The sequence below is a fragment of the Pseudomonas putida genome, from assembly GCF_028682475.1.
Lineage (GTDB): Bacteria > Pseudomonadota > Gammaproteobacteria > Pseudomonadales > Pseudomonadaceae > Aquipseudomonas > Aquipseudomonas putida_AG.
The window spans coordinates 1-22,899 of record NZ_JANHLE010000019.1; the positions used below are offsets into that span (position 1 = coordinate 1).

General features: G+C 62.6%; 17 protein-coding genes. 13 read left to right on the forward strand and 4 right to left on the reverse strand.

Annotated features, from left to right (window positions below; genetic code table 11):
• Positions 1-336: 336 nt before the first annotated feature.
• The 4 genes from speA to NPS47_RS16530 form a co-directional block, all read right to left on the reverse strand.
• On the reverse strand, positions 337-2,250 hold the full coding sequence (gene speA, locus NPS47_RS16515; protein ID WP_274295909.1) for an arginine decarboxylase: 1,914 nt from the start codon (positions 2,248-2,250) through the stop codon (positions 337-339).
• 153 nt (positions 2,251-2,403) lie between these two features.
• Positions 2,404-2,775 carry a translation initiation factor Sui1 gene (locus NPS47_RS16520; RefSeq protein WP_010221702.1) on the reverse strand — a complete coding sequence of 124 codons (372 nt, stop codon included), beginning with the start codon at positions 2,773-2,775 and terminating at the stop codon, positions 2,404-2,406.
• A gap of 195 nt (positions 2,776-2,970) precedes the next feature.
• The gene (locus NPS47_RS16525) at positions 2,971-3,507 is read right to left on the reverse strand and encodes an NUDIX hydrolase (protein ID WP_274295910.1); all 537 of its coding nucleotides are present in this window, start codon (positions 3,505-3,507) and stop codon (positions 2,971-2,973) included.
• A 3-nt stretch (positions 3,508-3,510) separates the two neighbouring features.
• Positions 3,511-4,584 carry a DUF2333 family protein gene (locus tag NPS47_RS16530; RefSeq protein ID WP_274295911.1) on the reverse strand — a complete coding sequence of 358 codons (1,074 nt, stop codon included), beginning with the start codon at positions 4,582-4,584 and terminating at the stop codon, positions 3,511-3,513.
• A gap of 280 nt (positions 4,585-4,864) precedes the next feature.
• Between NPS47_RS16530 and NPS47_RS16535 the strand changes: the two genes are divergently transcribed.
• The 13 genes from NPS47_RS16535 (at position 4,865) to NPS47_RS16595 (ending at position 22,897) form a co-directional block, all read left to right on the forward strand.
• Positions 4,865-6,478, forward strand: coding sequence for a response regulator (locus NPS47_RS16535; RefSeq protein WP_274295912.1), 1,614 nt, complete (start codon positions 4,865-4,867; stop codon positions 6,476-6,478).
• A 1,293-nt stretch (positions 6,479-7,771) separates the two neighbouring features.
• Positions 7,772-8,551, forward strand: a complete 780-nt coding sequence (locus tag NPS47_RS25775; protein WP_425313519.1) for a methyl-accepting chemotaxis protein — start codon at positions 7,772-7,774, stop codon at positions 8,549-8,551.
• 126 nt (positions 8,552-8,677) lie between these two features.
• Positions 8,678-10,468, forward strand: coding sequence for a protein-disulfide reductase DsbD (locus NPS47_RS16545; protein WP_274295991.1), 1,791 nt, complete (start codon positions 8,678-8,680; stop codon positions 10,466-10,468).
• Between the two features lie 173 nt (positions 10,469-10,641).
• Entirely contained in the window at positions 10,642-11,094 is a 453-nt protein-coding gene (gene aroQ, locus NPS47_RS16550) for a type II 3-dehydroquinate dehydratase (RefSeq protein ID WP_136478331.1), read from the forward strand.
• 99 nt (positions 11,095-11,193) lie between these two features.
• Complete coding sequence (gene accB, locus NPS47_RS16555; protein WP_274295914.1) at positions 11,194-11,652, forward strand: acetyl-CoA carboxylase biotin carboxyl carrier protein; 459 nt, start codon at positions 11,194-11,196, stop codon at positions 11,650-11,652.
• A gap of 17 nt (positions 11,653-11,669) precedes the next feature.
• Positions 11,670-13,025, forward strand: coding sequence for an acetyl-CoA carboxylase biotin carboxylase subunit (gene accC, locus NPS47_RS16560; RefSeq protein ID WP_274295915.1), 1,356 nt, complete (start codon positions 11,670-11,672; stop codon positions 13,023-13,025).
• Between the two features lie 154 nt (positions 13,026-13,179).
• Positions 13,180-14,058, forward strand: coding sequence for a 50S ribosomal protein L11 methyltransferase (prmA, locus tag NPS47_RS16565; RefSeq protein ID WP_274295916.1), 879 nt, complete (start codon positions 13,180-13,182; stop codon positions 14,056-14,058).
• Positions 14,059-14,098: 40 nt separating this feature from the next.
• Positions 14,099-15,376, forward strand: a complete 1,278-nt coding sequence (locus NPS47_RS16570; RefSeq protein WP_274295917.1) for a DUF3426 domain-containing protein — start codon at positions 14,099-14,101, stop codon at positions 15,374-15,376.
• Positions 15,377-15,532: 156 nt separating this feature from the next.
• On the forward strand, positions 15,533-16,546 hold the full coding sequence (gene dusB / locus NPS47_RS16575) for a tRNA dihydrouridine synthase DusB (protein ID WP_274295918.1): 1,014 nt from the start codon (positions 15,533-15,535) through the stop codon (positions 16,544-16,546).
• Entirely contained in the window at positions 16,543-16,863 is a 321-nt protein-coding gene (gene fis / locus NPS47_RS16580; protein WP_003186237.1) for a DNA-binding transcriptional regulator Fis, read from the forward strand. Before dusB ends, fis begins: the two co-directional genes overlap by 4 nt.
• Positions 16,864-16,945: 82 nt before the next feature.
• Entirely contained in the window at positions 16,946-18,553 is a 1,608-nt protein-coding gene (purH, locus tag NPS47_RS16585; protein ID WP_274295919.1) for a bifunctional phosphoribosylaminoimidazolecarboxamide formyltransferase/IMP cyclohydrolase, read from the forward strand.
• Between the two features lie 141 nt (positions 18,554-18,694).
• Positions 18,695-19,990, forward strand: coding sequence for a phosphoribosylamine--glycine ligase (gene purD, locus NPS47_RS16590; protein ID WP_274295920.1), 1,296 nt, complete (start codon positions 18,695-18,697; stop codon positions 19,988-19,990).
• Between the two features lie 135 nt (positions 19,991-20,125).
• Complete coding sequence (locus tag NPS47_RS16595) at positions 20,126-22,897, forward strand: hybrid sensor histidine kinase/response regulator (RefSeq protein WP_274295921.1); 2,772 nt, start codon at positions 20,126-20,128, stop codon at positions 22,895-22,897.
• The last annotated feature ends 2 nt before the right edge of the window (positions 22,898-22,899 follow it).

Consider the following 22,899-nt stretch of genomic DNA (forward strand, 5'->3'; position numbering starts at 1 on the left):
TATCCCGCCATTATCGAATGGTCCAAACCACTGCCGCCCGAGCAGTGGGCCAAGCGCTCCCCGGAGCTGGAAGCTGCCATCGCCAAGCGTGAGGAGGAATTGGCCGCGCAAGCGCTACGAGAGCAGCCTTGAGGCTGGCAACCGTTGTGATCATTCTGATCAGCCGAGATTGGGGGAAATGATGTGGCTATGTGGGCCTCATCGCGGGGCAAGCCCGCTCCCACCGGGCAGTCCGCTCCTACAAGACAGTTGCTCCCACCGAAGTGGGAGCTTTCAAAGCAGGTCCCACCAGGTTCACACAACCCCCGGTGGGAGCGGGCTTGCCCCGCGATTGCATCAGCTCGACAGGTAAGACGAACGCGTCAGCCCCAGACGCAAGGCATCAAGGAACTGGGTCTTCTCACGCGCGGTGATCTTGGCGCTGGCGCACTTGTCGCGGTAGTGCGTCATCAACTCCTCCGGCGACAGGTGCACGTAGCGCAGCATGTCTTCGATGGTGTCGTGGGTCTCGATACCGGCGTGGTACACAGTGCCGTTGGGGTTCTGGTAGATGTTCACCGAGTCGGTGTCACCAAACAGGTTGTGCATGTCACCGAGAATCTCCTGGTAGGCACCGACCAGGAAAATCCCCAGCAGGTAGTCCTCACCCTCGTTGATGCCGTGCACCGGCAGGCTGGTCTCGATGCTCTGCTCGTCGACGTACTGGTTGATCTTGCCATCGGAGTCGCAGGTCAGGTCCTGCAGCACCGCACGGCGCATCGGCTCTTCGTCGAGGCGATGCAGCGGCAGGATCGGCAGGACCTGGCCGATGGCCCAGGTGTCCGGCAGGCTCTGGAACACCGAGAAGTTGCAGATGTACTTGTCGGCGAGCTTGTCGTTGAGCTCGTCCAGCACCTGACGGTGCGAACGCTGACGCGCCTTGAGCGAGTTGTGCAGGCGCCGGCAGACGGCGAAGTAGCACTGCTCGGCCAGGGCTTTCTCGGCCAGGGTGATCTTGCCGTCGGCGTACTGCGCGGCCACGTCGCTCATGTAGTGCGTGGCACGCCAGTAAGTCTCGGTGACCATCTCGATATCGGTCGGACCGAGCAGGTCGGCCAGCCACTGGACGGTCTCGGGCAGGCTTTCCTTGTTGTCGATCACCGGCACTTCGTCGTTGTGCTTCTCGACGTCGGTAACCTGCACCACCAGCATGGCGTGGTGGGCGGTTAGCGAGCGGCCGCTCTCGGAGAAGATGTGCGGATGCGGCAGGCCCTGGGCATCGCAGAACTCTTTGAGCATGCCGACCACGACACCGGCGTAATCGTCCATGTCGTAGTTGATCGAGCTGGCGTTGCGCGAGTGGGTACCGTCGTAGTCGACACCCAGGCCGCCACCGACGTCGATGTGATCGACCGGCAGGTTCAGGGCGCGCAGCTCGCCGTAGTAACGGATCGCTTCCTTGAAACCGTGCTGGTAGTCGGCCAGGTTGGCGATCTGCGAACCCATGTGGAAGTGCAGCAGGCGGATGCCCTGATCGAGGCCGGCGTCGCGGAAACGCTGGACCACCGAGATCAGTTGCGCAGCCGACAAGCCGAACTTGGACTTCTCGCCACCGGTATCGGCCCATTTGCTCGACGCCAGCGACGACAGGCGCACGCGCAGACCGACCTGCGGCTTGACCTTGAGCTCGGCCGCTTCTTCGATCACCAGGGCCACTTCCGACTCTTTCTCGATGACGATGAAGACGTTGTGGCCGAGCTTCTGGCCCATCAGTGCCAGACGAATGAACTCACGGTCCTTGTAACCGTTGCAGACGATGGTGCCGCCCTTCGGTGCCAGCGCCAGTACCGCCAGCAGTTCCGGCTTGGAACCGGCCTCAAGGCCGATGGACACGTTCTGGGTGGCGATGATGTTTTCCACCACCGCTTCCTGCTGGTTGACCTTGATCGGGTACAACGCGGTGTACTGGCTCTGGTACTCCAGGCGTGCGATGTTGGCGTCGAACGCACCGGTCAGCTGGCGCACGCGGTCTTGCAGGATGTCTGGGAAACGCACCAGCAGCGGCAGCGACAGGCCGCTCTTGCGCAGCTCGTCGACCTGTTCGTACAGATCGATCGGTGCGCTGCCAGGCCCGTTGGGGCGGACTTCGACGCGGCCGGCCTCGTTGATTGCGAAGTAACCGGCCCCCCAATGGCGAATCCCGTAAACACTGCGGCTGTCCGCAACTGTCCATTGGCTGCCATCATCTTTGCGTGTGCGTCGTACGGACATTGAAGTCCCCTATATAGAAAGTCGAAAAACACCGGCCCACGGTCGGCGGGCGCAGTGTAAAACCTGGAAATGACGATTTTCCGTGTTCAGGGATAGACCCTTCCTACGGGAACGAGTTTAGAAAGCGAACGGCAAAAAATCGCGATGCGGTATTCAACCGCCGGACTTTTTCGCTTTGAAGCCTTGTTTGATCAGCTCTGCCAACAACAGCTCGACATGATCGCCCTGGATTTCGATGACCCCGTCTTTCAACGCGCCGCCGGTTCCGCAGCGGCGCTTGAGCGTGCTGGCCAGATCCTTGAGCTGTTCCAGGGGCAGCGGTACACCGCTGATGGTCGTCACCGTCTTGCCGCCACGGCCTTTGCTTTCGCGGCGCACGCGAGCAATGCCATCGCCTTCGGGGATGAGCGTCTGTTTGCAGATGCAGGCATCTATGGGTTTGCTGCAGTCCGGACAATGCCGACCTGCATCAGTGGAGAACACCAGGCCACCGAGGGCGGCAAATGATGCGGCTTTTTTGGCCACTTTTGATCCTCGTACGGTGAGGACAAAAACTGGTCGACGCCCCGGGCAGGGTACCGACCGCGAAGCCCCACTCTGGCAGGGGCAGCGCAACTGCCGTACCCAGGGTACGGCAGCCTTGAAAGGCCGCGCAGTGTAACGATAAATGCCGCGGATGCTAAGTCCAAAACTGCGCCAATTTGCACAGGATTCGCGACTTCAGGCCCGACGGTCGATATAGCGCTGCAAAGCGGCCAGGGAATCGGGGCAATACGGCTGTTGCCGACTGTCGGCCAGGGCCTGTTCGAGCGGCAGAAACCGCGCTTCGCTGACCTCTTCGGGCTGCAGGCGCAAAGGCCCGTCCCAGACCGCTGAAAACACCGCGCACCAGAGGCGGTTGCCGGGCTGGTCGAAGAAAAAGCGTTCGTGGGCGGTCAGCTCGACCCCGGTCACGCCCAACTCTTCTTCCAGTTCGCGGGCAGCCGACTCGGCAAAGCTTTCGTCGGCCTGGACCATGCCACCGGCAGCGACATCCCAGTACCCCGGGTAAATCGCCTTGCTCTCGGTGCGCCGGTGCACGCACAACTCACCGGCCGAGTTGAACAACAGAATGTAAGTGCCGCGCCCGATCAGGCCCTTTTCACGCAATTCGGCGCGAGGCAGTGCCCCCAGCAGCCGATCCTGCTCGTCGACCCAGGCGATCAGTTCGGCATCGGAGGCAGCGCGGTGCGCCGCCTCTTGTCTGGAAATGGCCACCGATCAGCCTTGCGACAACAGTTGGCGCAGGTCGATCACCGCCGCGTTGGCGCGGGAGATGTAGTTGGCCATGACCAGCGAGTGGTTGGCCCACATGCCGAAGCCGCTGCCATTGAGCACCATCGGGCTCCACAGCGGCTCCTGAGAGGCCTCCAGCTCGCGAATGATCTGCCGCACGCTGACCGTGGCGTTCTTCTTCGCCAGAACGTCGGCGAAGTCCACTTCGATGGCGCGCAGCAGGTGCGACAGTGCCCAGGCCTGACCACGGGCTTCATAGAAGACGTTGTCGATCTGCAGCCACGGGGTTTCGACCACTTCTTCATCGAGCTGCGGCGCCTGGCCGGCAACCACCGACTCGGTCTTCAGGGTGCTGTTGAGCTTGACCCGGCCCACGCTGGCCGACAGGCGCTGCGACAACGAACCCAGGCGGGTGGCGACGTCACCCAGCCAGTTGTTGAGGTTGTCGGCACGGGTGTAGAACAGCGCACCTTGCTGATCCGCCGAGGCCAGACGCTTCTGGTAGCGGCTCAGGGAATTGATGCCTTCCTGGAACTCCGACTCGCTCGACGGCAGGATCCAGCTCTTGTTGTCAAAGTTGAAGCGCGGCTCGGCCTTGGCCAGGTCGGCGTCTTCAGCGGACTGCGACTGCGAGCGGGCGAAGTCCTTGCGCAGCGCCCGGCTCAGGTCGCGAACCTGGACCAGCACGCCGTATTCCCAGCTGGGCATGTTGTCCATCCACAGGCCAGGCGGGAAGCGGTCGTTGGAAATGTAGCCGCCGGGTTTGTGCAGCAAGGTGCCGGCAACGGTCTTGAGGGTTTCTACGGTGGTGTAGCCAACAACCATCTGCTGGCCGGTCATTTCGGCGGCAGCCTGGGCATTTTGCTGGACCGGGAACAGGTCCGGCTCGGCGCTCCAGTACCAACCCAGGCCAATGCACACCAGCAGGTACAGGCCAATCAGCGTGCCCAGGGCACGGCTGAAGAACAGGCCGCCGAAATAGCTGCGGGTGGCGGCACTGCGGGGCTCGACCCGCTCGCGCGCTTCGGCTTTGCCTGTACGGTTTTTCCAGTCCAGCATGGCGTTGTCCTTTCTGTCACGTCGGTTCAAGGGGTTCGACCGCAACCCCCGGGCTTCGTGCCAGCGCGCTGCGGAATTTCCACGGTGCGCCGCCTGCCGGGGTCGGCAAGTATCGCTGCACTATAAATCAAGCGGGTCGGTTCGCATAAGCGACTATCGAGTCAGCAAATGAATAACAAACCTGTACAGATAATTGATACAAGGCACTCGATTGTCCAGTAAGTGGTGCTAGCATAGAGCCATCACTCGAACTGCCTCACCCCATATAAGTAGTCAGGACATGACCGAGCCAGAAGACCCCAACCGTGAACGCCTCAAGCAACATTTTGCCCAGCGGGTGATTCACCAGGCTCGGCAGATACTCGAGATCTGGCAGCGCCTGCAGCGCAGCGAGTGGTCGACTGGCGATCTGGGCGAACTGTGCGAAGCCAACCTGCGTCTACAGCGCTACGCCGCGCGTTTCGAACAACCTGAGCACAGCGAACTGGCCGAGGCCATCGGCCACACCCTGGAGGCCGTCGAGGCCAACAGCGCGCGCTTGAGCAGTCATCTGATCAGCGAACTCAACCGGCTGATGCAGCGCCTGTCGCGCACCGGCCTGCGCCAGGGCGACCAGCTCGAACAGGTGCCGTTGCCGCCGTTGCGCAAACCGGTCTACATCATGCTCCAGGACCATGACCGCGCCGAGCGCCTGGCCCAGCAACTGGAGTTCTTCGGCCTCGGTGTACAAGCCTTGTACAGCGCCGATGCGTTTCGTGCCTCGATGAGCGAGCGGCTGCCATCGGCGATCGTCATGGATGTCGACTTCAGCGGCAGCGGTGTCGGCCTGCAACTGGCGGCCCAGGCCCAGCAAGGCCTGGAGCAACGGGTGCCGTTGCTGTTCTTCAGCCTGCATGAAACCGACACGCCCACGCGTCTGGCGGCCGTGCGCGCCGGTGGTCAGGAGTTTCTGACCGGCACCCTGGAAGCGTCCAGCCTGCTGGAAAAAGTCGAGCTGTTGACCAGCGTCACCCAGTACGAACCCTTCAGGGTGCTGATCATCGACGACTCGCGGGCCCAGGCCATGCACACCGAGCGCCTGCTCAACAGTGCCGGCATCGTCACCCGGACCCTGATCGAGCCGATCCGCACCATGGCCGAGCTGGCCGACTTCCAGCCCGACCTGATCATCCTCGACATGTACATGCCCGACTGCACCGGTACCGAGCTGGCCAAGGTGATTCGTCACAATGACCGCTACGTCAGCGTGCCGATCATTTACCTGTCCGCCGAGGACGACCTGGACAAGCAGCTCGACGCCATGAGTGAAGGCGGCGATGACTTCCTGACCAAGCCGATCCGCTCGCGCCACCTGATCACCACGGTGCGCAACCGTGCCGCACGTGCGCGCAATCTCAAGGCGCGGATGGTCCGTGACAGCCTGACCGGGCTGTATAACCACACCCATATCCTGCAACTGCTCGAAGACTGCAGCTTCCGCGCCCGCCGCGAAGCACAGCCGCTGAGCTTTGCCATGCTCGACATCGACCACTTCAAGAAGGTCAATGACAGCCATGGTCACCCCATGGGCGACCGGGTAATCAAGAGCCTGGCGCTGTTTCTCAAGCAGCGCCTGCGCAAGACCGACTTCATCGGCCGCTACGGCGGTGAAGAGTTCGCCATCGTCATGCCCAACACCGACCTGACGGCAGCGCATAAAGTGCTGGATGAAATCCGCCGGCGTTTTGCCGAGATCCACTACCCGGCGCAACCGCGGGATCTGTCCTGCACCTTCAGCGCTGGAGTGGTGCAACTGAGCGATGAGCTCGACGCCCTGAGCATGGCCACCGCCGCCGACGAAGCCCTGTACCGCGCCAAAGGTGCTGGACGCAACCGGGTACAGCGCGTCGACTAATCAAGGCAAAGTGCCACTTTATTTGCCCAAACGCCTGACTTCGTCATAACCCGGTCACAAAAACGCAATAACTTCAGGGGCTTACCATTCGGCCGTTGGTAGACCCCGGACATGCGCCTGAAGCTGCTCACCAATTTCAACACCCTGTTGCTGGTCACCGTCTGTATCGCCCTGGGCGCCACCCTGTGGTGGTCGCAGCGTGCGCTGGAACGCCCCTACCAGATCATGGAGCGCTACCTGTCGCTGTCGCAGCAGTTCCAGAACCAGGCGGCGCGCAACATCCTCGACTACCTCAACAGCGGCGACGCCTTGCGCCACGCCACTGCGGTGCAGGCCACCAGCGCCCTGCAGGAGGAGCTCAAGCAACTGCCCGCGGCGCTGTCCGCCTCCCTGCGCCCGAGTCTGGACAGCCTGCAAGGCTTTGCCGGCAACGAGCTGTTGGCGGCCGGCAAACTGGCCGGCGACCCGCAAGCCTTGTTGCTTCAGGCTGAACGCGAGCTGGGCGCAAGCCTCGACCAACTGGCCAGCTACGCCCAGAACAGCACCAGCGGCGATGCCGGGCGCTATACCGCGCCGTTGTTGCGCGCCGCACTGCACCTCTCGCGGCTGTCGCTGGCCCGCGACAAGCTGGTCAGCAGTGGTCGCAGCGAACTGGCGGACGAGGTCGAGCGTGAGCTGCAACAAATGCTTGCCCAGGCTCAGGCGCTCGATGAACTGCCGCTGCTCGGCGTCACCGCCGCGCGTGAATCGAATGCCGACGACTTTGCCGCGCTGATGGGCCTGGAAACGCAAAGCACCGGCGAAAGCGAAGACACCGGCGTCGCCCTCAAACGGGAACTGAACAGCCTGCTCAAGCGCTACCCTGGCGAACTGCAACGCACCCGCGAACAGATCCAGCGCCGCAGCGAGCTGGCCAACCGCACTCACCAGCAGATCGACGCGGTGCAACAGGCGATGGCCGCCCTCGAACCGCTGGTGCGCAGTCAGCACGCCACGATCCAGGGCGAGGTGCGGCTGATCCAGGGCGTGATGATTGGCCTGATCCTGTTGATCGCCGTGCTCATCGACACCTTGCAACGGCGCCTGGCTCGGGTGCTGACCAACCTCGCGCCAGCGCTTTCACGCTGGACCGAAGGTGACTTCGGCCAGGCGATTGCCCTGGGCAAAAGCAACCGTGAAATGCATGACATCCAGGATTCGCTCAACCGCCTGCGCCTGTACCTGGTGGAACTGGTCGGGACCATCCGCAGCAATGCTGAACAGGTGGCGGGCAGCAGTCATGCCCTGGCCGGCATGAGCAGTGCCCTGCATGCGGGTGCCGAGCGCCAGGCCGGCGATACCGCGCAGATCCGCGACGCGCTAGGCGAACTGGAAGCGACCATCCTGCAGGTCGCCGGCGATGCCAGTCAGGCGGCCGACGCCAGCCGCGATGCCGGGCGCGCGGTAGAACAAGGCCAGGCGGTGATCGGCCAGAGCCTGACCGGCTTGCGCGCGCTGGTCGATGAAGTGCAAGGCAATGCCCAGATGATCGAACAACTGGCCGAAGAGTCGGCCACCATCGGTGGTGTGCTGACCGTCATTCGCTCGATTGCCGAGCAGACCAACCTGCTGGCCCTGAACGCTGCGATTGAAGCGGCACGCGCCGGGGAGATGGGCCGCGGCTTTGCCGTAGTGGCCGAAGAAGTGCGCTCGCTGGCCCAGCGCACCACGGGGGCTACTGGCGAGATCCAGACCTTGATCGGCCGTCTGCAACAAGCCGCGCGAGAATCGGTAGAGGGCATGCGCGCCCAGCTCGAACATGCCGAAACAACCGCTGACAAGGCTCAGGCCGCCGACGGTGCGCTGGATGAAATCGTCGCGGCGATCCAGACCATCTCGGCGACGGCGGTACGCATTGCCGATGTCACGGCACAGCAGAGCGGCGCGGTGAGCGAGATTCGCGACCACAGCGAGCGGATTCATGATCTGGGGGAAGACAACTTGCAACGTATCGGTGAAGGCCGTGAGCAAGGTGAACAGTTGCTCAGGCTGGGGGGCGAGTTGAATACGGCGGTGCGCACGTTCCGGCTGTAATGGCTATCGCGGGGCAAGCCCGCTCCCACCGGGCCATCGCTTGATTGAGCCAGGCCAGGAGCGGTGGGAGCGGGCTTGCCCCGCGATTGGGTTATCATGCTGCCAATTCTGTACAGCGAGACCGCCATGCGCCGCCTGCTTTGCCTGATTTTCCTGCTTCTGGCCCTGCCCGCCGCCGGCGCCGGCCTGCTCGACAACCGCCCCAGCGCCACCCTGGGCGCACCGTCGCTGAACAACAGCGCCGACTTCCTGCCGGTGCACGAAGCCTTCAAGCTCAGCGTGGTTCAAAGCGACGCGCAAACCATCAAGCTGCGTTTCGTCGCCGCTGACGGCTATTACCTGTACCGCCATCGCTTCCATTTCCGTACCGAACCTGCCGACATCGCCCTGGGTACTGCGCAAATCCCGCCCGGCGAAGCCAAGCACGACGAGTTCTTCGGCGACGTCGAGGTCTACCACGGCATCCTCGATATCGATATCCCGCGCCCGGCCAATGACGCGCGCGCCTTCACCCTGCTGGTGGGTTACCAGGGCTGCGCCGATAAAGGCCTGTGCTACCCGCCGGAAACCGAGCGCCTGAGTATTGAAGGCAGCGCTGACGCATCGGCTGCCAACGCTCCGGGAGTAACGGCAAAGGCCTGGACCTGGAAAGAGCTACTGCTGTTCTTTCTCGCCGGTGTCGGCCTGACCTTCACCCCTTGCGTACTGCCGATGCTGCCGATCCTCTCCGGTGTGGTCCTGCGCGGCCAGGTCGGGGGCCTGCGCGGTTTCAGCCTGTCGCTGGCCTACGTACTGCCGATGGCCGCCTGCTTCGCCCTGCTCGGTGCCCTGATGGGCCTGTTCGGCGCCGGCATGAACCTGCAGGCACGTCTGCAGTCGGCCTGGGTGCTGGTGCCGTTCTCGCTGTTTTTCGTGTTGTTCGCCCTGGCCATGTTCGGCCTGTTCGAACTGAAGCTGCCCCACGCCATCAGCCAGCGCCTGGAGCGCCTGGTCGGTCGGACCAAAGGCGGCTCACTGCTCGGCGCAGCGATTCTCGGGGTGTTCTCGAGCTTGCTGGTATCGCCCTGCGTGTCGGCGCCGCTGGCCGGTGCGTTGCTGTATATCAGCGCCAGTGGTGACGCCGTGGGCGGGGCATTGAAACTCTTTGCCCTGGGCCTGGGCATGGGCGCCCCCTTGCTGCTGGTGGCCACTGGTGGAGCGGCCTGGCTGCCGAAAAGCGGCCCCTGGCTGGTGACGGTGAAGAATGCCATTGGCGTACTGCTGCTGGGCCTGGCCATCGGCCTGCTCAGCCGGGTGTTGCCCGGTCAGCTCACCTTGCTGCTGGTGGGCCTGTTGAGTGCCGGCGTGGCGGTGTTCCTCGGCGCCCTGGAATTCACCGTAAAAACCACCCTGCAGCGCCTGGCGCAATTGCTCGGCCTGTTGCTGCTGGTCTACGCCCTGGCCTGCTGGTATGGCGCACTGAGTGGCCAGACCGACCCGTTGCGTCCGCTGCCTCAGGCCGCCGTCTCCAGCGGCGCAGGCAACACCCAGGTCAAATCCGAAAGCACCTGGCAGACCGTGACCACCCCCGCCGCGCTCGACAACGCCCTGGCTCAGGCCAAAGCCGATGGACAGCCCGTGCTACTGGACTGGTACGCCGACTGGTGCATCAGTTGCAAAGTCATCGAGCACGAAGTGCTGAGCGCCCCTGCGGTCCAGCGTCAGCTTGAGGGCTACAAGCTGCTGCGCTTCGATATCACCGAAAGCAACGCCGAGCAGCGCGCCCTGCTCGACCGCTACCAGCTGTTCGGTCCGCCAGCGCTGTTGTTCTTTGCCGCGAACGGCAGCGAAAAAACCAGCGCTCGCGTGGTAGGTGAGACAAACGCCGGCGAATTTGCCGAGCATCTGACGCGCATTCGCGCCGATCTGGGTCTATAACTTCTTCTGGCCGCTAAAAAGCCATCACCCATGACTGAATTTAATAAATTAGTCACATATTTGGCGTGAATCTCGGTCATCGTGCTGGCTATTGCGGGGAACTGGACACTGCCCGCCGGTTTACGGCATAGTCGCCGCGCAACGTTTGTGCCTAACGATAAAAGGAACCACAGATGGCAACGCTACTGGTGCTGCACGGCCCCAACCTGAACCTGCTCGGCACCCGCGAACCGGGCGTTTACGGCGCGATTACCCTGGCCCAGATCAACCAGGATCTTGAGCAGCGCGCCCGTGCCGCCGGCCATCACCTGCAATACCTGCAAAGCAATGCCGAGTATGAATTGATCGACCGTATCCACGCCGCGCGCGGCGAAGGCGTCGACTTCATCCTGATCAATCCGGCGGCTTTCACGCACACAAGTGTCGCATTACGTGACGCATTGCTGGCAGTGAGCATCCCATTCATCGAAGTGCACCTGTCCAACGTGCACAAGCGTGAACCTTTTCGCCATCACTCCTACTTTTCCGATGTCGCTGTAGGAGTGATCTGCGGCCTGGGCGCCAGCGGTTACCGCCTGGCCCTGGAGTCTGCCCTGGAACACCTGGCTGCTAACGCAAAGCCCTGAATGACGAGAACCTGGCCTGTAGGCCGGGGCTCACAAGAAACGTTTGCTAACACGTTTTTAAATTTACGCCCCTGACCGAACCTTGGGAGTTGATGATTAATGGATATCCGTAAAGTCAAGAAACTGATCGAACTGCTGGAAGAGTCTGGCATCGACGAGCTGGAGATCAAGGAAGGCGAGGAATCCGTACGGATCAGCCGTCACAGCAAGACCCCGGCCCAACAGTACTACGCGCCGGCTCCGGTTGCCGCCGCTGCTCCAGTTGCCGCTCCAGTTGCCGCCGCACCGGCTGCTGCCGAAGCGCCAGCCGCGCCAAAACTGAACGGCACCGTTGCCCGTTCGCCAATGGTCGGCACCTTCTACCGCAAAGCCTCGCCTAGCTCGCCAGCCTTCGTTGAAGTCGGCCAGACCGTGAAGAAAGGCGACACCCTGTGCATCGTCGAAGCCATGAAGATGATGAACCACATCGAAGCTGAAGCCAGCGGTGTGATCGAATCCATCCTGGTAGAAGACGGTCAGCCGGTTGAGTTCGACCAGCCGCTGTTCACCATCGTTTGAACCGCGGAGAGCCAACGATGTCTGCGAAGCTGGAAAAAGTCCTGATCGCCAACCGTGGGGAAATTGCCCTGCGGATCCTGCGTGCCTGCAAAGAGCTGGGCATCAAGACCGTCGCCGTGCACTCCACGGCTGACCGCGAACTGATGCACCTGGGCCTGGCAGACGAGTCGGTGTGCATCGGCCCGGCGTCCTCCAAAGACTCCTACCTGCACATTCCGGCAATCATCGCTGCAGCAGAAGTGACCGGCGCTACCGCCATCCACCCAGGCTACGGCTTCCTTGCGGAAAACGCCGACTTTGCTGAACAAGTGGAGAACTCCGGTTTCGCCTTCATCGGCCCGAAAGCCGACACCATTCGCCTGATGGGCGACAAGGTTTCGGCCAAGGACGCGATGATCAAGACCGGCGTACCCACCGTGCCGGGCTCTGACGGTCCGCTGCCGGAAGATGAAGAAACCGCCCTGGCGATCGCCCGCGAAGTAGGTTACCCGGTGATCATCAAGGCCGCCGGTGGCGGTGGTGGTCGTGGCATGCGCGTTGTGCACAAGGAAGAGGACCTGATCTCCTCGGCCAAGCTGACCCGCACTGAAGCCGGCGCCGCGTTCGGCAACCCGATGGTCTACCTCGAGAAGTTCCTGACCAACCCGCGTCACGTGGAAGTTCAGGTACTGTCCGACGGCCAGGGCAATGCCGTGCATCTGGGTGACCGCGACTGCTCGTTGCAGCGCCGCCACCAGAAGGTACTGGAAGAAGCTCCGGCACCCGGGATTGATGAAAAAGCCCGCCAGGAAGTGTTCAAGCGCTGTGTCGATGCCTGCATCGAGATTGGCTACCGTGGCGCCGGCACCTTCGAGTTCCTCTACGAAAACGGCCGTTTCTACTTCATCGAAATGAACACCCGTGTTCAGGTGGAGCACCCGGTTTCGGAGATGGTCACCGGTATCGACATCGTCAAGGAGATGCTCAGCATCGCCGCTGGCAACAAGCTGTCGTTCACTCAGGATGACGTGGTGATTCGTGGTCACTCGCTGGAGTGCCGGATCAACGCCGAAGACCCGAAGAAGTTCATCCCGAGCCCAGGCACTGTCAAGCATTTCCACGCCCCGGGCGGCAACGGCGTTCGCGTCGATTCGCACCTGTACAGTGGCTATGCGGTACCGCCGAACTACGACTCGCTGATCGGCAAGCTGATCACCTACGGCAAAGACCGTGACGAAGCCATGGCACGCATGCGCAATGCCCTGGACGAAATCGTCGTCGACGGTATCAAGACCAACATCCCGCTGCACCGCGACCTGGTGCGTGATGAAGGTTTCTGCAAAGGTGGCGTCAACATTCACTATCTGGAACACAAACTGGCTAGCCAGGAGTGATTCGGCAAGTGATGTGAAAAAGACCCCGGCCATTGGCCGGGGTCTTTTTTTGTGCCTGTCCCTGTGGTTTCCACAAAACCCTCGCACTCAAGTAAACTGGCGGGCTTCTCGCAGCCTTGGGCTGCCCCTGTAGATTTTTCCAAAGGTGCCCGCCATGCCTTGGCTGCAAGTACGTCTGGCCATCAGCCCGGAACAAGCCGAAACCTATGAAGACGCCCTGCTCGAAGTCGGCGCGGTTTCGGTCACCTTCATGGATGCCGAAGATCAGCCGATTTTCGAACCGGACCTCAACACCACCCCGCTGTGGTCAAACACCCACCTGCTGGCCTTGTTCGAAGCCGATACCGACGCCGCTGCGGTGTTCGCTCACCTTCAGCTGCTGACCGGCGCCGCACTGCCGGAACACCAGGCCGAAGTCATCGAAGACCAGGACTGGGAACGCAGCTGGATGGACAACTTCCAGCCGATGCGTTTCGGTCAGCGCCTGTGGATCGTGCCAAGCTGGCATGCCGCCCCGGAGCCTGACGCGGTCAACCTGCTGCTCGACCCGGGCCTGGCGTTCGGCACCGGCACCCACCCGACCACCGCGCTGTGCCTGGAATGGCTCGACGGTCAGGACCTGAACAACACGCAAGTGCTCGACTTCGGCTGCGGCTCGGGGATTCTGGCGATTGCCGCCCTGCTGCTCGGCGCCCGTGAAGCGGTCGGTACCGATATTGACGTGCAGGCCCTGGAAGCGTCCCGCGACAACGCCGGACGCAATGGCATCGCCGACGATAAATTTGCCCTGTACCTGCCCGAGCACATGCCGGCCATGCAGGCCGATGTGCTGGTGGCCAACATCCTCGCCGGACCGCTGGTCTCGCTGGCCCCGCAACTGTCCGGGCTGGTGCGTCCGGGTGGCCTTCTGGCACTGTCGGGGATCCTCGCCGAACAGGGCGAAGAGGTCGCCGCGGCCTACGCCAAGGACTTCGATCTGGACCCGATCAGCGTTCGTGACGGCTGGGTACGCATCAGTGGTCGCCGCCGTTAACTGCGCCTAGAATAACTATCTGTATAACCCGGACCGCCGCATGACCGACAGTTTCGTCACTCAGTGCCCGCATTGCCAGACCAGCTTTCGCGTCAGCCACAATCAGTTGAGCGTGGCGCGCGGCGTAGTGCGTTGCGGCGCCTGCCTGCAGGTGTTCAACGCCGCCAAGCAGCTGTTGGAGCAAAGTGCGGCGCAGCAGCCTGCTGCCGAGCCAACGAGCACTGAGCCGCCCGCGGCGGAACCGCTGACGCCGGCCAGTCAGCACGCCTGGAGCAGCACCGAGCTGGACCTCGACCAGCTCGACCTGGACCAGGAGCTGGCGCGTCTGGAACAGCGTGAAATCCAGCCGGTCACCGAATTCAAGGCCAGCGCCCCGCGTGAAGACAGCCTCAGCGCCCACCGCGACGAGCCGGACAACGACGACCAGCACTGGCCCGACAGCCTGTTCAGCACCCCGGCCAGCGAGCGTGACACGCCGTTCGAGGCGCTCGAGGAACCGCAGCCGCCGCTGATCGAACAGGCGCCGCTGGACCTTGCGCCGGCGCCGGGCGAGCGCACCGAACCGTCGCTGTCCCTGGACCCGGATGCCCTCGATGACGATCTCGACGACGACACGCTGCACCATCACCAGCCGATAGTGAGCGACCTGGACGAGCCAGCTGGCGAACGCCTGTCGGCAAAAGACCCGGACGACGACCTCGACACCCCGCACAGCCCTCTGGACGAGCGCCACGAGCCTGGCTTGGGCCCGGTCACCGGGCGCGCGGCACGCAAGGAGCCGCTGCTTGACCTGGTCGACGACCCGCTGCAGCTGGACTGGCAAAAGCCCAAGACCCACTGGGGCAAACGCCTGCTATGGATTTTCCTGGTGCTGCTGGCCGCCGCCGCGCTGGCGGGCCAGTACATCTGGTATCACTTTGACGAACTGGCCCGCCAGGACCAGTACCGCCCCTGGTTTCAGCAGATCTGCCCGCAGTTGGGCTGCGAGGTTCCTTCGCGCGTCGATATTGCCCGGATCAAGAGCAGCAACCTGGTGGTGCGCAGCCACCCGGATTTCAACGGCGCACTGATCGTCGACGCGATCATCTACAACCGTGCACCGTTCACCCAGCCGTTCCCGCTGCTGGAACTGCGCTTTGCCGACCTCAACGGCCAGTTGATCGCCAGCCGGCGCTTCAAACCCGCCGAGTACCTCAGCGGTGAACTGGCCGGCAAGGGTGAAATGCCCAGCCAGGTGCCGATCCACATCGCCCTGGACATCCTCGATCCAGGGCCCAAGGCAGTCAATTACAGCCTGAGCTTCCGCTCCCCCGAATAGCGCCTGGCGTGCCTGCCCGACCGTGCAAACTGTCGGGCATAACGTCGCAGCTGTTCAGATTTTATCCAAATCCATCTTTATCCGGTCACCGAGAGCGGGTATCATGCCCACCCTTTTTCGAACTCTAATGATCCGGCCCCACAACAGGGAACTCCTATGTCGGCGGTACGCATCGGCCCATACACACTGCAGAACAACCTGATCCTCGCGCCGATGGCCGGGGTCACGGACCAACCCTTCCGTCAGCTGTGCCGACGAATGGGTGCAGGCCTGGTGGTGTCGGAGATGGTCAGCAGCGACATGAGCCTGTGGAACAGCCGCAAGTCGCGCCTGCGCATGATTCACCAGGGTGATCCCGAGCCGCGCTCGGTACAGATCGCCGGCGGTGACGCGCAGATGCTCGCAGCGGCGGCCCGGGCCAATGTCGAGGCTGGCGCGCAGATCATCGACATCAACATGGGCTGCCCGGCAAAAAAAGTCTGCAACAAAGCTGCAGGCTCTGCTTTATTGAAAGATGAAGCCTTGGTCAGCGAGATCCTCCACGCGGTGGTTGCCGCCGTGGATGTACCGGTCACGCTGAAAATCCGCACAGGATGGGACCGGGCGAACAAGAACGGCCTGACGGTGGCAAAGATTGCCGAACAGGCCGGGATCCAGGCACTGGCAGTACATGGACGCACCCGCGCCGACCTTTACACCGGCGACGCCGAGTACGACACCATCGCGGCGATCAAGCAGGCGGTGTCGATTCCGGTGTTTGCCAATGGCGATATCACTTCGCCAGAAAAGGCTCGGGCCGTGCTTCAGGCGACCGGGGCCGACGGCCTGTTGATTGGCCGGGCTGCCCAGGGGCGGCCGTGGATCTTTCGCGAGATCGAGCATTACCTGCGCACCGGCGAACACTTGCCGGCACCGCAGCTGCAAGAAGTGGAACGCATTCTGCTGGAGCACCTGGCCGCGCTGCACGCCTTTTATGGCGAAGTGATGGGCGTACGCATCGCCCGCAAGCACGTCGGCTGGTACCTGGCAACGCTTCCGGGCGCCAGGGAGTTTCGCGCCCAGTTCAATCGTTTGGAAGATACGCAAGCGCAGTGCGCCGACGTTCGCGGTTTTTTCCGCGAGCGTGAACAGAGCCTTGAGACAGAGGACGGACAAGGGGTGGCCGCATGACGATGATGACCGAGACTTTAGTGAGTGGAACAACGCCCGTGAGCGACAACGTCAACCTGAAACAGCACCTGAATACACCGAGCGAAGAGGGTCAGACCCTTCGCGGCAGTGTGGAAAAGGCGCTGCACAACTATTTCGCCCATCTTGAGGGTGCGGCCGTCACGGACGTGTACAACCTGGTGCTCTCGGAAGTCGAAGCGCCGTTGCTCGAAAGCGTGATGAATTACGTCAAGGGCAACCAGACCAAGGCCAGTGAGCTGCTCGGTCTCAACCGCGGCACCTTGCGCAAAAAGCTGAAGCAGTACGATTTGTTGTAAGCAAGCATCCAAACCAGAAAAGGCGGCTCCCATTCGATGAGGTCGCCTTTTTTGCTGACTCCACCGCGTTATGGAATCTGAAATGACCGACCAGACTACCCGCCTGCCGATCCGCCGCGCCTTGATCAGTGTTTCCGACAAGACCGGGATCCTTGAATTCGCCCGTGAGCTGCAACAGCTCGGCGTCGAGATCCTGTCCACCGGCGGCACCTTCAAGTTGCTCCAGGACAACGGCGTTGCCGCGGTGGAAGTTGCCGATTACACCGGCTTTGCCGAAATGATGGACGGCCGGGTCAAGACCCTGCACCCGAAAATCCACGGCGGCATCCTTGGCCGTCGCGGTACCGACGACGCCATCATGGCCGAACACGGGATCAAACCGATCGACCTGGTCGCGGTCAACCTCTACCCGTTCGAAGCGACCATCTCCAAGCCGGGCTGCGACCTGCCGACCGCCATCGAGAACATCGACATTGGCGGCCCGACCATGGTTCGCTCGGCGGCCAAGAACCACAAAGACGTGGCCATCGTGGTCAACGCCAGCGATTACGCCCAGGTGCTGGAAAGCCTCAAGGCCGGTGGCCTGACCTACGCCCAGCGTTTCGACCTGATGCTCAAGGCGTTCGAACACACTGCCGCCTATGACGGCATGATCGCCAACTACATGGGCACCGTTAACCAGGCGGCTGAAACGCTGAGTACTGAAGGCCGCAGCGAGTTCCCGCGCACCTTCAACAGCCAGTTCGTCAAGGCCCAGGAAATGCGCTACGGCGAGAACCCGCACCAGAGCGCGGCGTTCTATGTCGAAGCCAAGCCTGCCGAAGCCGGTATCGCCACTGCGGTACAACTGCAGGGCAAAGAACTGTCGTACAACAACGTGGCCGACACCGACGCCGCGCTGGAATGCGTGAAGAGCTTCGTCAAGCCGGCCTGTGTCATCGTCAAGCACGCCAACCCGTGCGGCGTAGCAGTCAGCCCGGACGCCGAAGGCGGCATCCGCCAGGCCTACGAACTGGCCTACGCCACCGACACCGAGTCGGCCTTCGGCGGCATCATCGCCTTCAACCGCGAACTGGATGCCGAAACCGCCAAGGCCATCGTCGAGCGTCAGTTCGTCGAAGTCATCATCGCCCCGAGCGTCAGCGACGAAGCCCGCGCCGTGGTTGCGGCCAAGGCCAATGTACGCCTGCTGGCCTGCGGCGAGTGGTCGGCCGAACGTGCCGCTGCCTGGGACTACAAGCGTGTGACCGGTGGCCTGCTGGTACAGAGCCGCGACATCGGCATGATCAGCGCTGCAGACCTGAAAGTGGTGACCAAGCGTGCCCCGACCCAGCAAGAGATCGACGACCTGATCTTCGCCTGGAAAGTGGCCAAGTTCGTCAAATCCAACGCCATCGTCTACGCCAAGGGCCGTCAGACCATCGGTGTCGGCGCTGGCCAGATGAGCCGGGTGAACTCCGCACGCATTGCGGCAATCAAGGCCGAGCATGCCGGCCTGCAGGTACAGGGCGCGGTCATGGCCTCGGATGCGTTCTTCCCGTTCCGTGACGGCATTGATAACGCGGCTAAAGTGGGTATCACTGCGGTGATCCAGCCGGGTGGTTCGATGCGCGATGCTGAAGTCATCGCGGCTGCCGACGAAGCCGGTATCGCCATGGTGTTCACCGGCATGCGCCACTTCCGTCACTGATACCAGGACCTGGTACCAGGCTCGGTGGGAGCGGGCTTGCCCCGCGATTGCGATCTGTCCACACCATCGCATCGCGGGTCAAGCCCGCTCCCACAGGGGCCTTGCCAGCACTATCCGAATTAGCGTCATCGAGGTTTTGACATGAAAGTTTTGATTATCGGTAGCGGCGGTCGTGAACACGCCCTGGCCTGGAAAGTCGCTCAGGACCCACGGGTCGAGAAAGTCTTCGTTGCCCCGGGCAACGCCGGTACCGCCACCGAAGCCAAGTGCGAGAACGTCGACATCGACGTCACCGCCCTGGATCAACTGGCCGACTTCGCCGAAAAGAATGTCGCCCTGACCATCGTCGGCCCTGAAGGCCCGCTGGTTGCCGGTGTCGTCGACCTGTTCCGCAGCCGCGGCCTGGACTGCTTTGGTCCAACCAAGGGTGCAGCCCAGCTGGAAGGCTCCAAGGCGTTCACCAAGGACTTCCTGGCCCGCCACAAGATCCCTACCGCCGACTACCAGAACTTCACCGAGATCGAACCGGCCCTGGCCTACCTGCGCGAAAAAGGCGCACCGATCGTGATCAAGGCCGACGGCCTGGCCGCCGGTAAAGGCGTGATCGTCGCCATGACCCTGGCCGAAGCCGAAGACGCCGTGCGCGACATGCTCGCAGGCAACGCGTTCGGCGACGCCGGCTCGCGCGTGGTGATCGAAGAGTTCCTCGACGGCGAAGAAGCCAGCTTCATCGTCATGGTCGATGGCCAGAATGTACTGCCAATGGCCACCAGCCAGGACCACAAACGCGTTGGCGACGGCGATAGCGGCCCGAACACCGGTGGCATGGGCGCCTACTCGCCGGCCCCGGTGGTCACTGCCGACGTGCACCAGCGGGTCATGGACCTGGTGATCTGGCCGACCGTGCGCGGCATGGCTGAAGAAGGCAACGTCTACACTGGCTTCCTGTATGCCGGTCTGATGATCGACAAGGCCGGTAACCCGAAAGTCATCGAGTTCAACTGCCGCTTCGGCGACCCGGAAACCCAGCCAGTCATGCTGCGCCTGGAGTCGAGCCTGGTGCTGCTGATCGAGGCCGCCTTTGCCAAGGCGCTGGACAAGGTAGAAGCGCAATGGGACCCTCGCCCAAGCCTGGGTGTGGTCCTGGCTGCCGGCGGCTACCCTGGCGACTACAGCAAGGGCGCGGCGATCAACGGTCTGGACGCTGCAGCGAAGCTGGAAGGCAAAGTCTTCCACGCCGGTACCGCACTGAAGGACGGTCAAGTGGTTGCCACCGGTGGTCGCGTACTCTGCGCCACGGCCTTGGGCGCAACCGTTGAAGCTGCACAACAGCAGGCTTATCGCCTGGCTGCCGAAATCAACTGGGACGGCAGCTTCTACCGCAAGGACATCGGCTATCGTGCCATTGCCCGCGAACGTGGTGAGCATCAGCAGTAAAACAGCGCCCGCAAGCAGCGACGCCCTCGGCGTCCTGCTTGCGGATCGACGTCAAGGCCCATCATGGGCCTTGCCTTCGCCTTGGCGCGCCGCGCATAGTTATCATTCGGCTCTTTGCTAAGAAAGGATCTCGTCGTGCGTTGGCTCAGGATCGCCATTGGCCTCACCGTCAGCCTGCTGACCCTGCTCTGCCTGTTTCCGGTCTCGGCCGAACAAAGCGGTGGCTGGGCGGTTTTGCTCGACGAACAAGCCAACCTGCAGCTCAGTGACATACGTTCCGATCGCTACCGCAATCAATTCAGCCCCATTGAGCTGAACCAACTCGATGCCGCAACGCCAGACCAGGCGCTGTGGTTGCACCATCGTCTGGAACCCGGACAGCACGAACAATTGCTGCGGGTCTTCGCGCCGGATCTGTCGCGTCTTGATCTTTATGCCCTGGACGGCGACCAGTTGATCAAGCACATCCACAACGGCCGCCCCTCCGAAAGCGGCGACACCACCGTACGCAGCAGCGACCACCAACTGGCCTTGCCGAACAGCGCGCATACGCTGGATATCTACCTGCGCCTGGTTTCCGAACATCAACTGCGTCCGAGCATTGGCCTTGCGCCTGCCACTCAGGTCGCCGCCGACCAGCGCCAGACCCTGATGTTCGGCCTGCTGTTCGGCTGCCTGCTGATGTTGATGCTGCACAACCTCATCCGCTTTGCCTATTCGCGCTCCAGCACCAGCCTGAGCCTTGCCGTGTATCACGGCCTGATGCTGCTCAGCGCGCTGATCCTGCTCAACCTCAGCGGCCCCTGGTGGAGCCTCTGGCACTCGGCGCAAACGCCGGCCGCCTATCTGACCGCCCTGCTTGCCAGCCTGGCCGGCCTGACCTTCACCCTGCGCTTCTTCAGCCCCTGCGAGCACCCACGCCTGAGCCGCCTGCTGCAGGCAGAAATGATCCTGATCGGGGGCTTTGGCCTGCTGCTGCTGTTCGTCGATACCCTGCCGCTCAACCTGATGACCTATGCGTTGTTCGCCCTGGGCACGCTGAGCATGCTGCTGGTCGCCAGCTACCACTGGCACAAGGGCTATGCGCCAGCGCGGTTGTTCGCCTTGTCGATGCTGGCCTTCAACATTGGCTGCCTGGTGGTACTGCCGGCCCTCCTCGGCCTGACCCGCACGCCGACACAATGGCTGTTGTTCATTCTCCTGGGGCTCACCAGTTTCAGTGGCCTGCTGCTTAACCTGTCAGTCAGCGAGCGCCTGCGCCGCATCAGTGAAGAACGCTTCAGCGCCAGTTGTGCGCTGGCGGCGAGCAACGCCGAGATCAACGCCAAGGCCGAGTTCCTGGCCAAGATCAGCCATGAAATCCGCACGCCGATGAACGGCGTACTGGGCATGACCGAACTGCTGCTGGGCACCCCGCTGTCGGTCAAGCAACGCGACTACGTGCAGACCATCCACAGCGCGGGTAACGAACTGCTCACCCTGATCAACGAGATACTCGACATTTCCAAGCTTGAGTCCGGGCAGATCGAGCTGGACGACGTGCAGTTCGACCTCAATGCGCTGATCGAGGATTGCCTGAGTATTTTCCGCGCCAAGGCCGAACAGCAGAACATCGAGCTGATCAGTTTCACCCAGCCACAAGTACCGCGGGTCATCAGCGGTGACCCGACGCGCCTGCGCCAGGCGCTGCTGAGTCTGCTGGAAAACGCCCTGAAGAAAACCGAGCAAGGCGAAATCCTGCTGGTGGTGGCGCTCGATCAACGCGGCAGCGCACCCCGTCTGCGCATTGCCGTGCAGGACAGTGGCGAGGCCATCTCCCCCGGCGACCGCGAAGCCCTGTTGCAGGCCGAATTGCACAGCAAGCACTTCCTTTCCAGCAACAAGCTAGGTGGGCATCTGGGCCTGGTCATCGCCAAGCAGCTGATTACCCTGATGCAGGGTGAGTTCGGGATCAAGACCAGCCACGGCATGGGCAACACCTTGTGGCTGACCCTGCCGCTGGATCCGCAGCGCCTCGAACAGCCTCCCGCCGATCTCGACGGCCCGCTGCGCGGCGCTCGGGTGCTGGTGGTGGACGACAACGACACCTGCCGCAAGGTCCTGGTGCAACAGTGCAGTGCCTGGGGCATGAACGTCAGCGCCGTGCCTTCGGGCAAGGAAGCCCTGGCCTTGCTGCGCACCAAGGCGCACCTGCGCGATTATTTCGATGCGGTCCTGCTCGACCAGAACATGCCGGGCATGACCGGCATGCAGCTGGCAGCCAAGATCAAAGAAGACCCGAGCCTGAACCATGACATCCTGCTGATCATGCTCACCGGCATCAGCAATGCGCCGAGCAAGGTCATCGCGCGCAATGCCGGGGTCAAGCGGATCCTGGCCAAACCGGTCGCCGGCTACACCCTCAAGACCACCTTGGCGGAAGAACTGGCGCAACGCAGCAAAGGCCAGCCCAGCATTCCGGCGCCGGTCAGCCTGGGCACGCCGCTGAACCTGCCCAGTGACTTCCGTATTCTGGTCGCCGAAGACAACAGCATCTCGACCAAAGTCATCCGCGGCATGCTCGGCAAGCTCAACCTCGAACCCGATACCGCCAGCAACGGTGAAGAAGCCCTGCAGGCGATGAAAGCCCAGCGCTACGACCTGGTGTTGATGGACTGCGAGATGCCGGTGCTCGATGGTTTCTCGGCCACCCAGCAGCTGCGGGTCTGGGAACTGAGCAACCAGCGCAAGCGCACGCCGGTGGTGGCCCTGACGGCGCACATTCTGGCCGAACACAAGGAACGCGCGCGGCTGGCCGGCATGGATGGTCATATGGCCAAACCGGTCGAGCTGTCACAGCTGCGTGAACTGATCGAGCACTGGGTCGCCCAGCGCGAGGCTGAATCCACTCAGGTGCCGACCCCGTAAAA

Bases quoted from the DNA above. Each gene is read 5' to 3' on its own strand.
- speA (WP_274295909.1), bottom strand. From the start codon at position 2,250: ATGTCCGTACGACGCACACGCAAAGATGATGGCAGCCAATGGACAGTT.
- NPS47_RS16530 (WP_274295911.1), bottom strand. From the start codon at position 4,584: ATGCTGGACTGGAAAAACCGTACAGGCAAAGCCGAAGCGCGCGAGCGG.
- NPS47_RS16535 (WP_274295912.1), top strand. From the start codon at position 4,865: ATGACCGAGCCAGAAGACCCCAACCGTGAACGCCTCAAGCAACATTTT.
- NPS47_RS25775 (WP_425313519.1), top strand. From the start codon at position 7,772: ATGAGCAGTGCCCTGCATGCGGGTGCCGAGCGCCAGGCCGGCGATACC.
- NPS47_RS16545 (WP_274295991.1), top strand. From the start codon at position 8,678: ATGCGCCGCCTGCTTTGCCTGATTTTCCTGCTTCTGGCCCTGCCCGCC.
- aroQ (WP_136478331.1), top strand. From the start codon at position 10,642: ATGGCAACGCTACTGGTGCTGCACGGCCCCAACCTGAACCTGCTCGGC.
- accB (WP_274295914.1), top strand. From the start codon at position 11,194: ATGGATATCCGTAAAGTCAAGAAACTGATCGAACTGCTGGAAGAGTCT.
- accC (WP_274295915.1), top strand. From the start codon at position 11,670: ATGTCTGCGAAGCTGGAAAAAGTCCTGATCGCCAACCGTGGGGAAATT.
- prmA (WP_274295916.1), top strand. From the start codon at position 13,180: ATGCCTTGGCTGCAAGTACGTCTGGCCATCAGCCCGGAACAAGCCGAA.
- NPS47_RS16570 (WP_274295917.1), top strand. From the start codon at position 14,099: ATGACCGACAGTTTCGTCACTCAGTGCCCGCATTGCCAGACCAGCTTT.
- dusB (WP_274295918.1), top strand. From the start codon at position 15,533: ATGTCGGCGGTACGCATCGGCCCATACACACTGCAGAACAACCTGATC.
- fis (WP_003186237.1), top strand. From the start codon at position 16,543: ATGACGATGATGACCGAGACTTTAGTGAGTGGAACAACGCCCGTGAGC.
- purH (WP_274295919.1), top strand. From the start codon at position 16,946: ATGACCGACCAGACTACCCGCCTGCCGATCCGCCGCGCCTTGATCAGT.
- purD (WP_274295920.1), top strand. From the start codon at position 18,695: ATGAAAGTTTTGATTATCGGTAGCGGCGGTCGTGAACACGCCCTGGCC.